9 protein-coding genes are annotated in these 12,034 nt (G+C 62.8%); 8 read left to right on the plus strand and 1 reads right to left on the minus strand.

Annotated features, from left to right (window positions below; genetic code table 11):
• Positions 1 to 64 precede the first annotated feature (64 nt).
• From cyoA to ACCQ16_RS06190, 7 genes are all read left to right on the plus strand, one after another.
• Positions 65 to 1,000, plus strand: coding sequence for a ubiquinol oxidase subunit II (cyoA, locus tag ACCQ16_RS06160; RefSeq protein WP_011346764.1), 936 nt, complete (start codon positions 65 to 67; stop codon positions 998 to 1,000).
• Positions 1,000 to 3,000 carry a cytochrome o ubiquinol oxidase subunit I gene (gene cyoB / locus ACCQ16_RS06165; protein ID WP_003484298.1) on the plus strand — a complete coding sequence of 667 codons (2,001 nt, stop codon included), beginning with the start codon at positions 1,000 to 1,002 and terminating at the stop codon, positions 2,998 to 3,000. Before cyoA ends, cyoB begins: the two co-directional genes overlap by 1 nt.
• Positions 2,997 to 3,629 (plus strand): cytochrome o ubiquinol oxidase subunit III, encoded by a 633-nt coding sequence (gene cyoC / locus ACCQ16_RS06170; RefSeq protein ID WP_008577121.1) that lies wholly within the window; start codon positions 2,997 to 2,999, stop codon positions 3,627 to 3,629. Before cyoB ends, cyoC begins: the two co-directional genes overlap by 4 nt.
• Positions 3,629 to 3,964, plus strand: coding sequence for a cytochrome o ubiquinol oxidase subunit IV (gene cyoD / locus ACCQ16_RS06175; protein ID WP_003484294.1), 336 nt, complete (start codon positions 3,629 to 3,631; stop codon positions 3,962 to 3,964). The genes cyoC and cyoD overlap by 1 nt, the downstream gene beginning before the upstream one ends.
• A 168-nt stretch (positions 3,965 to 4,132) precedes the next feature.
• Entirely contained in the window at positions 4,133 to 6,013 is a 1,881-nt protein-coding gene (locus ACCQ16_RS06180) for a M61 family metallopeptidase (RefSeq protein WP_029818923.1), read from the plus strand.
• 241 nt (positions 6,014 to 6,254) lie between these two features.
• Positions 6,255 to 7,646, plus strand: coding sequence for a DNA repair protein RadA (gene radA, locus ACCQ16_RS06185; RefSeq protein ID WP_008571089.1), 1,392 nt, complete (start codon positions 6,255 to 6,257; stop codon positions 7,644 to 7,646).
• 411 nt (positions 7,647 to 8,057) lie between these two features.
• On the plus strand, positions 8,058 to 8,444 hold the full coding sequence (locus tag ACCQ16_RS06190; RefSeq protein WP_008571090.1) for a DUF805 domain-containing protein: 387 nt from the start codon (positions 8,058 to 8,060) through the stop codon (positions 8,442 to 8,444).
• A 524-nt stretch (positions 8,445 to 8,968) separates the two neighbouring features.
• On the opposite strand, the gene ACCQ16_RS06195 is transcribed toward ACCQ16_RS06190, so the two are convergent.
• Positions 8,969 to 9,760 carry a response regulator transcription factor gene (locus ACCQ16_RS06195; RefSeq protein ID WP_008571091.1) on the minus strand — a complete coding sequence of 264 codons (792 nt, stop codon included), beginning with the start codon at positions 9,758 to 9,760 and terminating at the stop codon, positions 8,969 to 8,971.
• 904 nt (positions 9,761 to 10,664) lie between these two features.
• Here ACCQ16_RS06195 and ACCQ16_RS06200 point away from each other — a divergent pair.
• Positions 10,665 to 12,020, plus strand: coding sequence for a helix-turn-helix transcriptional regulator (locus tag ACCQ16_RS06200; protein ID WP_017156588.1), 1,356 nt, complete (start codon positions 10,665 to 10,667; stop codon positions 12,018 to 12,020).
• The last annotated feature ends 14 nt before the right edge of the window (positions 12,021 to 12,034 follow it).

Consider the following 12,034-nt stretch of genomic DNA (forward strand, 5'->3'; position numbering starts at 1 on the left):
TCGGGAACATCCCGCGACCGATACGACGAACGAGGCTGGCGTTCCTTCGCACTTGGATCGACCGATGATTCCGCTGAAACAGCTCGGGCGTTTACTTCGTCCAGGTCTGATGTTGCCCTTCCTGCTGCTGGCAGGCTGCAACTCGGCCATCCTCAATCCGAAAGGCCAGATCGGCCACGACGAAAAGCAACTGCTGATCACCTCGGTGGTGCTGATGCTGATCGTGGTCATCCCGGTGATCGTGATGACGATTGCGTTCGCATGGAAATATCGCGCATCCAACACCAAGGCGCGCTACGAGCCGGACTGGTCGCACTCCACTGCCATCGAAGTGGTGGTGTGGTCGATCCCGTGCGTGATCATCCTGGTGCTGGCGGTGCTGACCTGGCGCTCGTCGCACGCGCTGGACCCGTACCGGCCGCTGGATTCGGACGTCAAGCCGATCAACATCGAAGCGGTGTCGCTGGACTGGAAGTGGATGTTCATCTACCCCGACCAGAACATCGCCACCGTCAACGAGATCGCGTTCCCGGTGCATACGCCGCTGAACTTCAAGATCACCTCCGACACGGTGATGAACTCGTTCTTCATCCCGCACCTGGGCACCATGATCTACGCCATGGCGGGCATGGAAACCAAGCTGCACCTGGTGGCCAACGAGCCGGGCGAATACTTCGGCCTGTCGACCAACTACAGCGGCCACGGCTTTTCGAAGATGAGCTTCAAGGCGCACGCCGTCGATCAGGCCGGCTTCGAGGCCTGGGTGGCCAAGGTCAAGGCATCGCCGACCGCGTTGAACGCTGCCGAGTACCAGGTGCTGGCAGCCAATCGCAACGACAAGGAACAGTATCCGGTCACCTACTACTCGTCGGTGCAGGACGGCATGTTCCGCTCGCTGGTCGACAAATACATGAATGGTCCGGGCCACAGTAAGGGCCACGGCGACCATCAGGCATCGGCTACGGAGCCGGTCGCCATGTGCACTTCTGGAGACAAGTGATGCTAGGCAAACTCACCATCGAGGCAGTTCCGTACCACGAGCCGATCATCATGGTCGCGCTGGGTGGTGCCGGCCTGCTCGGCCTGCTCATCGCGGGCGCCATCACCAAGTACAAGCTGTGGGGCTATCTCTGGAAAGAGTGGTTCACCTCGGTGGATCACAAGCGCATCGGCGTGATGTACATCATCGTGGCGCTGGTCATGCTGCTGCGCGGCTTCGCCGACGCGGCGATGATGCGCACCCAGCAGGCGCTGGCCGGCGGCGGTGGCGAAGGCGTGCTGCCTCCGCATCACTACGACCAGATCTTTACCGCGCACGGCGTGATCATGATCTTCTTCATGGCCATGCCGTTCATGACCGGCCTGTTGAACCTGATCGTGCCGCTGCAGATCGGCGCGCGCGACGTGGCCTTTCCGTTCCTGAACTCGCTGAGCTTCTGGCTGTTCGTGGCCGGCGCGGCGCTGATCAACATCTCGCTGGGTGTCGGTGAATTCGCGCAGACCGGTTGGCTGGCGTACCCGCCGTTGTCGGGGCTGGAATACAGCCCGGGGGTCGGTGTCGATTACTACATCTGGGCGCTGCAGGTGTCCGGTTTAGGCACGTTGCTGACCGGCATCAACTTCTTCGTGACGATCATGCGCATGCGCGCGCCGGGCATGACCCTGATGCGCATGCCGATCTTCACCTGGACTGCGCTGATCACCAACATCCTGATCATCGCCGCGTTCCCGATCCTGACCGTGGCGCTGGCGCTGCTGGGTGCCGACCGTTACCTGGGCACGCACTTCTTCACCAACGACGGTGGCGGCAACGCCATGATGTACGTCAACCTGATCTGGATCTGGGGTCACCCGGAGGTCTACATCCTGATCCTGCCGGCATTCGGCATCTTCTCCGAGTTGATTGCCACCTACAGCCGCAAGCGCCTGTTCGGCTACACCTCGATGGTGTACGCCACCTCGTGCATCGGCGTGCTGTCGTTCGTGGTGTGGCTGCACCACTTCTTCACCATGGGCTCGGGTGCCAACGTCAATGCCTTCTTCGGCATCACGACGATGATCATCTCGATCCCGACCGGCGTGAAGATCTTCAACTGGCTGTTCACCATGTTCCGCGGTCGCGTGCACATGACCTCGCCGGTGCTGTGGACGATCGGCTTCATCATCACCTTCACCATCGGCGGCATGACCGGCGTGATGCTGGCGATTCCTGCCGTGGACTTCGTGCTGCACAACAGCCTGTTCCTGATCGCGCACTTCCATAACGTGATCATCGGCGGCGTGGTGTTCGGTTACCTGGCGGGCCTGACCTACTGGTTCCCGAAGGCGTTCGGCTTCAAGCTCAACGAGAAGATCGGCAAGGCCTCGTTCTGGTGCTGGATCATCGGTTTCTTCGTGGCCTTCATGCCGCTGTACGTGCTTGGCTTCATGGGCATGACCCGTCGCATGAACACCTACAACCACCCCGAGTGGGCGCCGTGGCTGTACGTGGCCGCGGTGGGTGCTGCCATCATCGGCATGGGCATCTTCCTGAACCTGGTGCAGATCGGTTACAGCGTGTGGAAGCGCAAGGAGCATATGGACTACACGGGCGACCCGTGGGATGGCCGTACGCTGGAATGGGCAACCTCCTCGCCGCCGCCGTTCTACAACTTCGCCGTGCTGCCGCACATCGACGACCGCGATCAGTTCTGGGCCGACAAGCAGAATGGCAAGGGCTGGGTGCGTCCGTCCAAGTACGAAGCGATCCACATGCCGCGTAACACCGGCGCCGGCGTCTATATCGGTGCCTTCAGTGTGCTGCTGGGCTTCGGTCTGATCTGGCACATCTGGTGGCTGGCCATCATCGGCCTGGTGGGCATGATCGGCAGCTTCATCGCGCGCACCTTCGATGACGACATCGATTACTGGGTGCCGGCCGACGAAGTGGAGCGCATCGAAAACGCACGTTTCGCCCTGCTCGAACAGCAACAGGCGGCGCAGGCCGCGAAGGTGGTATGACCATGGCTTCCTCGACCACGCTTGACCACGCCGCCCACGCGGGCGGCCACGATCACGACCACGAGCATCACGACGGCGGTGGCAACACCGTCTTCGGGTTCTGGGTCTATCTGATGAGCGACTGTCTGCTGTTTGCCGGTCTGTTCGCCACCTATGCGGTGCTCTCTGGCGCCACGGTGGACGGGCCGACCGCCAAGGAGCTGTTCGATCTGAAGTTCGTGCTGGTGGAAACCTTCCTGCTGTTGTTCAGCAGCCTGAGCTTCGGCTTTGCGATGATTGCCGCGCACAAGCGCAAGATGGGCGGCCTATACGGCTGGCTGGCCGTCACCGCGCTGCTGGGTATCGGCTTCCTGTGCATGGAAGTATGGGAGTTCAACCACCTGATCCATGAGGGTGCCGGTCCGGGTCGCAGTGCGTTCCTGTCTGCATTCTTCACACTGGTGGGCACGCACGGCCTGCACGTGGCCTCCGGCCTGCTGTGGATGGCCGTGCTGGTGATCCAGATTTCCAAGAACGGCCTGACCGCGCGCAACAGCACGCGTCTGGCCTGCCTGAGCCTGTTCTGGCACTTCCTGGACATCATCTGGATCGGTGTGTTCACCGTCGTCTATCTGCTGGGAGCGCTGTAATGGCCAATCACCACCACACCGATACCGCTGCCGATGCGCATGCCGGCGGCCTGAAGTCCTACCTGATCGGCTTTGTGATGGCCGTGATCCTCACCGTCATCCCGTTTGCGATGGTGATGAGCGGCGCGTTCTCCAAGGGTGTCACCATCGTCGTGATCTCGGTCATGGCCGCGGTGCAGATGCTGGTGCACATGGTGTACTTCCTGCATATGGACCGCACGCCCGAGCAGCGCTCCAACGTGCAGGTGGGCCTGTTCTCGCTGCTGATCATCGGCATCGTGATCGTCGGCTCGCTGTGGGTGCTGCACAACATGAATGTCAACATGATGCATTGAGACGGCGACACGCCGAATCGCCGCAACGTTGAAGAAGAGGTCGCCAAGTGACTGGCGGCCTTTTTTTTACGCTTCAATCGCCCGCAGCATGACCAATGGCATACGGTCAAGCACAGGCAGGCGCTTAGCATCGTGGGCTTGCCTGTCCAGGTCACCTGCGGAGTTGCGATGAAAATGCCCACCCTGTTGTCCGTGTCGTTGTTGGCGGCGTTGTCGCTGCCGGCGGCTGCGCAAACCGCACCGCCGCAGGACGTGCCGTTCGACGGCACCTTGAAGATCGACGTGGACGCCACCGATCTGGCGCACCGCATCTTCAAGGTCAAGACCACCATGCCGGCCAAGCCGGGCCCGATGACGCTGCTGTACCCGCAGTGGATTCCCGGCAACCATTCGCCGACCGGACCGATCGACAAGCTCGCCGGTCTGGTGATCAAGGTCGATGGCAAGGTGGTGCCCTGGAAACGCGACCAATTCGATGTCTATGCGTTCAAGGTGGATGTGCCACAGGGCGCCACCGAGCTGACGGCCGAGTTCAGGTTCCTCTCGCCGCAGGCCGGCAACCAGGGCCGGGTGATGATGACCCCGGAAATGCTCAACCTGCAGTGGAACACCACGGCGCTGTACCCGGCCGGCTATTTCGCGCGCAACATCAAGGCGCAGGCCAGCGTCACGCTGCCGGCCGGCTGGAGCTATGCCACGGCACTGGAAACCGATCGCCGCGTCGGCGACACGGTGAGCTTCAAGCCGATCGATTTCGACGACCTGGTCGATTCGCCGATGTTCGCCGGCAAGTACTACAAGCGCGTGGAGCTGAGCACCGGCAAGCAGCCGGTCTACCTCAACGTGTTCGCCGATGAAGCCAAATCGCTGGAGGCCAAGCCCGAGCAGATCAAGGCACACGCCGCGTTGGTGCAGCAGATGGACAAGCTGTACGGCGCGCGTCACTTCGACCATTACGAATTCCTGCTGGCGCTGACCAAGAAGCTGGGCGGCATCGGCCTGGAGCATCACCGTTCCAGCGAAAACAGCGGCCCGCCGAATTACTTCACCGAGTGGGACAAGAGCTGGACCATGCGCGACCTGCTGGCGCACGAGTTCAACCACTCCTGGAACGGCAAGTACCGCCGTGGCGCCGACCTGGCGACGCCGAACTTCAACGTGCCGATGGGCGACAGCCTGCTGTGGCTGTACGAGGGCCAGACCCAGTTCTGGGGCGAAGTGATGGCCGCACGTTCCGGCCTGTGGACGCAGGACCAGGCGCGCGACATGCTGGCCGGCGTGGCGGCAACCTACGAGCGCGGCCGCCCCGGCATGGCCTGGCGCACGGTGCAGGACACCACCAACGACCCGACCATGTCGATGCGGCGTCCCAAGGCGTACCGCAGCTACCAGATGAGCGAGGACTACTACTCCGGCGGCCAGATGATGTGGCTGGAAGTGGATAGCAAGCTTCGCGCGCTCACCAACAACAAGCGTTCCATCGACGATTTCGCCAAGGCGTTCTTCGGCATGAAGAACGGCGATTGGGACGTCAATCCGTATACCTTCGACGACATCGTCAGCACGCTCAACGGCGTGGCCGCCTACGACTGGGCCAGCCTGTTGCGCGAGCGCATGGACGGGCACGGTTCGTTGAATGGCGGCATCGAAGCCAATGGCTGGAAGCTGGTCTACAACGACGAACCGAACCTGGCGATCAAGACCTACGAGAGCAACGAAAACGACGTCAGCCTGACCTATTCGCTGGGCCTGTCGCTGGAGGGCTCGGGCGAAGTCAACGAAGTGTTGTGGGACAGCCCGGCATTCAATGCCGGCATCATCAACGGCAATACCCTCGTGGCCGTCAACGGCCGCGCCTTCAGCGCCGATGTGATCAAGGATGCGATCAAGGCGGCCAAGGGCACCACTGCGCCGATCGAACTGCTGGTCAAGCGCGGCGACCGCTACGAAACCGTCCGTATCGACTACCACGGCGGTCTGCTGTATCCGCATCTGGAGCGCATCGCCGGCAAGCCAGATCGCCTGAGCGAGTTGTACAAGGCGCGCTGAGTGGCACACGCCCACGTCGTTGCCCGACGTGGGATCAGTGGAATCCAAGCGGCATGGCCGGTCGTCACCGGTCATGCCGCCGTTGTGTGGGCGCAGCTGGTCAATCGCTTGCACTGCACATCAGCAGTCGTCGACTTGTCCGAATCCCGAATCCCGAATCCCGAATCCGCAAAGTCCTGCGTCGCGCACACTGAGACCGTCAGCCACTATCCTGCTGCTTCAATAACGATGGGCAAGAGCGATGGCGAAGGCGAAAACGGCCTATGTCTGCGGCGAGTGCGGTGCCGAGTACACCAAGTGGCAGGGTCAGTGCACCGAATGCGGTGTCTGGAACACGCTGAGCGAAATCGTGCTCGAGAGCGCCGCGCCGGGCGGCAAGGCGTCGCCAGCGGCATCGCGGCGTAGCGGCTGGGCCGGCAAGGCCGAGGCGCCCAAGATCACTGCGCTCAAGGACGTGCAGCAGTCCGAGCAGGCGCGTGTCTCCACCGGTATCGGCGAGTTCGATCGGGTGCTGGGTGGCGGGCTGGTGGAAGGTGCGGTGGTGCTGATCGGCGGCGATCCCGGCATCGGCAAGTCGACGCTGCTGCTGCAGGCGCTGGCGAGCATGGCCTCCACGTTGCCGGTGTTGTATGTGACCGGCGAGGAATCGCTGGCCCAGGTGGCCGGGCGCGCGGTGCGCCTGGACCTGCCGCTGGAAGGCCTGAACGCCCTGGCCGAAACCGGCATCGAAAACATCCTGCAGCACGCCAGCGTGGCGCGACCGAAGCTGATCGTGGCCGATTCGGTACAGACCTTGTGGACCGAATCGTTGACCGCAGCGCCGGGCTCGGTGAGCCAGGTGCGCGAGAGCGCAGCGCGGCTGGTGCGCTACGCCAAGGAAACCGGTACCGCGGTGTTTCTGGTCGGCCATGTGACCAAGGAAGGCGGCATCGCCGGGCCACGCGTGCTCGAGCACATGGTCGATGCAGTGCTGTATTTCGAAGGCGAGAGCGGTAGCCGGTTCCGCCTGTTGCGCGCGTTCAAGAACCGCTTCGGTGCGGTCAACGAACTGGGCGTGTTCGCGATGGGCGAGAAGGGCCTCAAGGAAGTCTCCAACCCGTCGGCGATCTTCCTGTCCGGCGGCAGCACCCAGCAGCCGGGCAGTTGCGTGATGGTCACCCGCGAAGGCACCCGCCCGCTGATGGTGGAGGTGCAGGCGCTGGTGGATGCCTCGCCGTTGTCCAACCCGCGTCGGGTGGCGGTGGGTCTGGAGCAGAACCGGCTGGCGATGCTGCTGGCGGTACTGCATCGCCATGGAGGCATCGTGGTGGGCGATCAGGACGTGTTCGTCAATGTGGTGGGCGGCATCCGCGTGCAGGAAACCGCGGCCGATTTGCCGGTGCTGCTGGCGGTGCTGTCGTCGCTGCGCGACCGGCCGCTGTCCGAAAAGACCATCGCGTTCGGCGAAGTGGGCCTGTCCGGCGAAATCCGCCCGGTGCCCAATGGCGAGGACCGCCTGAAGGAAGCGGCGACGCATGGCTTCAAGCGCGCCATCGTGCCCCGCGCCAATGCGCCCAAGACCACCAGCATCAAGGGCATGGAAATCATTGCCGTGGAGCGCTTGAGCCAGGCATTGGAAGCGGCGGCCGACTGAAGCCGCGCACCGCGCGGATGTTGCGATAGGCCGGGTTGGCGGCCTGCGAATGCGCCGGAAGTCTTTGCCATGTCCGGGGCCAGCCTGCCGCCATCGTCTCGGCCGGCTGCCGGGCGACCATCGATGATCGTCCGGCTTGGTCACCACTGGTGCGGCCGTGCCGCCACCCTCAAGAAACGCTGAGTGCAGAGGTCATCGCGTGCCTTTCAGACGTGCTGCGGGAGGCGCGCATGGCATGCGTCGCGGGGCGACCTGACGCCCGCAAGCCGTTTGTCGGACAAACGCCGGGATTTGGTAGTTGGTTGTCGAGAAAGCGTTTTCAGAAAGAGTGGGGCTATGGCAACATGCGCGGCCCGTTGCACTGTGCACCGGACCACAGACACCACTCACTGCGTTTTCAGGAGAATCACGATGGAATGGATGTTGCTGCCGCTCAAGCGTTACGCCGACTTCAACGGTCGCTCGCGCCGCAAGGAATACTGGATGTTCGCGCTGATGCAGCTCCTGGTGCTGTTCGTGTTTGGCGGCCTGTTCGCCGTCGCGGCAGTGGCGATGGGGAACGAGAACGGCCCGGGCGCGCTGGCTTGGCTGATCTGTGCAGTCATGGTGATCGTTTGTCTGGCGTTGATCGTGCCCGGTATTGCAGTCACGGTGCGCCGCCTGCACGACCAGGACAAGTCCGGCTGGTTTTATCTGATCAGCCTGGTGCCGTACGTCGGTGCTTTCGTGTTGCTGGTCTTCATGTGCATCGAAGGCACGCCCGGCCCGAACCAGTACGGCGAAAACCCTAAGCAGTAATTCGCGCGCTATGAAAGCGGACAACGGCGCAGGAGTTCCCTGCGCCGTTGTCGTGTGTGAATGTGCCAATCGTGCCATTGCGTATGGCGCATAGGCGCAAGGTCAAGGCCTGCGTGCGTGAGAGTTGCCAAGTCTGCGCTCTGCAGAGTGGGCGTCCGCATCCGATCCCCAGAGATGGACGGCGGAGACACAGCGACATGCATGAAGCGTGTTTCGCTGGACAGTCCCGGCGCAGCAGGCAGCGCCGCATTCGTCGCTGCCACGCCTGCTCACGGATGCAGCGACGTCGCTCAACGCCGATCAGCGTGCACCCCACGCTGTGCAGTGAACGATGCAGCCAGCCGCATGGCCGGTACCTGCAGAACTTGAATGACGGCACAGCTTGCGGGCCGAGTGCGCGCGTGCAGGCCGCTCCGTCGTCGATGGCGTGCCGACGCCCGTCCTGTCATCAAGCACCCTTCGCTGTCACGCAGGCGAGACTGCGCAATGCAGGTCGCAGGTCGCATCTGCAGCGGTGCGCTTGCTCAGCAGGCGGCTGCGTGATGTGCAGGGCCAAGACTTGGGCTAACGGACTTGCTCATTGTCGTTGCCTCGGTATCGTGCAACGCGAGCTCCAGCTTGTAGCCGTGCGAATAGACGGTTCTGATGCGCACCGCGCTGCTGTCACCGCTCAGCTGCAGTTTCTTGCGCAACTTGTAGATGTGCTGCTCCATGGTGCGGTCGGTGAATTCGGTATGGCTGCCCCAGACCGCCTTGGCCAGCTGGCAACGCCGGAAGCACACGCCGGGGCTGGAAAAGAGCAGCCAGGCAATCGAGAACTCGCGTGCGGTCAACGCGATCGGCTTGCCTTCCAGATAGACGGTATTTTCATCGCGGATCAGCTTGTAGGGACCCACGCTCAGGTGCTGCGTCTCCGGGCAGGCATGCGCCACCGGCGATATCGCCAGGGCCGCGCGCACGTGCAACTCATGCGAATTGAAAGGCAGCGCAAGGACCTCCTGCGCGCCTGCGCGATACCAGGCCAGAATGTTGTCGGCGCAATCGAAACGGCCAAGCACGATCAGCGGCGTGGGCTGGCCGCTATGGCAGCGCTGCCAGGCCAGCAGTGAACTGTCATCGGCGGCGACACAGCTGGCATCGAAGATCAGCAGCTCGCACGGCGAATGCCGCAGCGAGCGCAGGAGCTCCAGTTCATCGGAAAACGTCGAGACGTTGCGTGCGAGCGGTGCAAGGCTGGCGTTGACCTGCGAGGTCAGGCGCGCGTCCTGCGTCAACAGGAACACCGATCCGGCATTGGAGGGGGAGTGGTCGTTCATTCAGGCGGCCTTCGCGTGTCGGCGTACAAGCCACGCATGGGACGGGCGCCGGTGCAGGTCGGCCAATGCCAGGACAAAATCCATCTTCAAAGATCGCTGCATCGTCGGACCAGTCGGTTGGCGGGGGAGAGTCCAGTGGAGCTGGACGAATGGTATGTACCATTGCAGAGACCAAAAGTTTCACGCTTGCGTACGCGTCTTCGGATTTGTCGACATCGGCTTTAACTCGCGCTCATTTAGACGTAACAGAGCTCTTACATAGCGGGCATGTCTGGGCCGCGTGCCATTGCGCCATGCGCGTCATGCAGTAGCGAGTAAGCATGGACCGACGTGCGTGGGCAGAGACATCCGGTTGCCGAGGTCTAGACCAATCTATTGCGATTGGTCGTGGGATCGCGCGCGGCTGGAATAGGTCGGCAGCGATTTTCCGTCGCGGCATGCCTGCTTCTCGCGATCAAGAACTCTTCGGCGTACGTGTCCGTACAGTCACGGTGCATCGTGTTGACCATCGCCGATGACCATCAATGCGCATGGAAGCGGCGCGTTCGCAGACGTTGTCCGACTGTGCCTGGGGATTGGCGTAGACCGGCGATATCGATACTCAACCGGATGGCGCGAAATGTCTGGCGTACGACAAGGCCGACGATGTGCAAATGCGCTTTGCGTCGGGAGAAAACGCATCACATGGTTGTTTGACAGAGTGAGCTTTTTTGATTTTTTCAATGGCTTTCAGAGAGAAATTCTATTGGATCCGCTGCATACAATCGTTTGCGCCAGCGAGTTCGGCGCCTGTTGTCTTTTGCTCCGCCCCCCAAAGAGAGAGACCGGCATGATCCTTTCCACCTACTTTGCAGCGATCTCTGCGTTGTCATACGCAGAACGTCTTCCTACCTATACGAGCAGGATGCTGGTTGGTGCTTGGCCACAGGGACTGCAACATCTCCAACAGCGACGCGACGGACAGGGCGCAGCGGATGGCGCCGACGATGAGGTCAGCTTGTTCGGTGCCAGCGGCGATGCGTTGCTGATCCTGGAATATCAGGAAGAGGCCGAAGATGCGTATCGGCAGGCCTTGAAGGCCATGCGCGGGCATCAGCGTCAATTGCGCCTGCTGTCGTGCCGGAACACCGCCTGGTTGATGCTGAGCCAGCGGCGCCTGAGCGCGGCGTTGAATTGCTTCGCGCAGTTGGCAATGGACCGCGAAACGCCGCCCAGCCTGTGCGGCGAGAGCCTGTTGGGCAAATCGCTGACCCACTTCCATCTGGGCCAGAGCACGTTGGCCTTACAGACCCTGGAGCGTGCCCGCGAGGTGCTGGCCGACCTGGAGAGCGGCGCGTCGGACTGGCTGCGGATTGCCACTGCGCTGCGTCTGGACATGATTGCGCAGCTGCGTATCCGTCGCTCCGACCGCATGAGCGACCATGTGTTCTGGCAAGCCACGCTGCGCCAGGAAGATGCCACGCATGCCTTCGAGCCCAGCGACCTGCGCGCCTGCATCGCCGATCTGGCAGAGAGCATGCCGGTGCTGGCGCAGCGCATGCGGCATGTACGCAGCCTGTTGCGTATTGCCGGCGGCGACACCTTCGGCTTCGACGCGCAGATCGACGCATTGCCGGCCGCAGCCACCGGCTGCCCGCCGTGCGCGCGTCAAGACGCGCAGGTGGAACTGGCGCTGGCGGCATTGGCGGTGGGCCGTGCCGATCTGGCCGAGCGTGCGCTGGCCGGTGCCGGCCGACATCATGCGCCGCGCTGGAACCTGGAGTTCGAGTACTGCCAGGCCAAGATCAGCCAGGCGATGGGGCGCACCGAACAGGCGTTGCTGCTCTACAACCGCTACGCGCTGGGCGCGGTGCAGTGCCTGCGCAGCGAAGTGCAGGCACCGCGCTTGCTGGAAAGCGGCACCCCGGCGCACGTCAGCGACGATATCTCCGCCCGGTTGCCGGCCAAGTATCGGCGCGCCTACAGCTACATGATCACCAATGCGCATCGCTCGGATCTGTCGATCAACGAAGTGGCCGCACAGATCGGGGTCACCGGGCGCGCGCTGCAGCAAGCGTTCAAGTCGGCTACCGGGCTATCGCCGACGCAGGTGCTGCGCCGCTACCGGATGCAAAGCATCCGCGACGAACTGCTGGCCGAAGGCGGCTGCGGCAGTGTGTTGCAGGCGGCCAGTCGCTGGGGCGTCGGCAGCCGTTCGGCGTTGGCCAAGGGCTATCGCCAGCACTTCAATGAGGCGCCGATGGAGACCCTGCAGCGGTAATCTCCGCAACCCAC

Source organism: Xanthomonas sp. NCPPB 1062, from assembly GCF_041481705.2.
In the GTDB taxonomy this organism is placed as follows: Bacteria; Pseudomonadota; Gammaproteobacteria; order Xanthomonadales; family Xanthomonadaceae; genus Xanthomonas; species Xanthomonas euvesicatoria.

What these genes read in the sequence shown, in the direction of transcription:
- cyoD (WP_003484294.1), top strand. Translation starts at nt 3,629, where the DNA reads ATGGCCAATCACCACCACACCGATACCGCTGCCGATGCGCATGCCGGC.
- cyoB (WP_003484298.1), top strand. Translation starts at nt 1,000, where the DNA reads ATGCTAGGCAAACTCACCATCGAGGCAGTTCCGTACCACGAGCCGATC.
- cyoA (WP_011346764.1), top strand. Translation starts at nt 65, where the DNA reads ATGATTCCGCTGAAACAGCTCGGGCGTTTACTTCGTCCAGGTCTGATG.
- ACCQ16_RS06195 (WP_008571091.1), bottom strand. Translation starts at nt 9,760, where the DNA reads ATGAACGACCACTCCCCCTCCAATGCCGGATCGGTGTTCCTGTTGACG.
- cyoC (WP_008577121.1), top strand. Translation starts at nt 2,997, where the DNA reads ATGACCATGGCTTCCTCGACCACGCTTGACCACGCCGCCCACGCGGGC.
- radA (WP_008571089.1), top strand. Translation starts at nt 6,255, where the DNA reads ATGGCGAAGGCGAAAACGGCCTATGTCTGCGGCGAGTGCGGTGCCGAG.
- ACCQ16_RS06190 (WP_008571090.1), top strand. Translation starts at nt 8,058, where the DNA reads ATGGAATGGATGTTGCTGCCGCTCAAGCGTTACGCCGACTTCAACGGT.
- ACCQ16_RS06200 (WP_017156588.1), top strand. Translation starts at nt 10,665, where the DNA reads ATGCTGGTTGGTGCTTGGCCACAGGGACTGCAACATCTCCAACAGCGA.
- ACCQ16_RS06180 (WP_029818923.1), top strand. Translation starts at nt 4,133, where the DNA reads ATGAAAATGCCCACCCTGTTGTCCGTGTCGTTGTTGGCGGCGTTGTCG.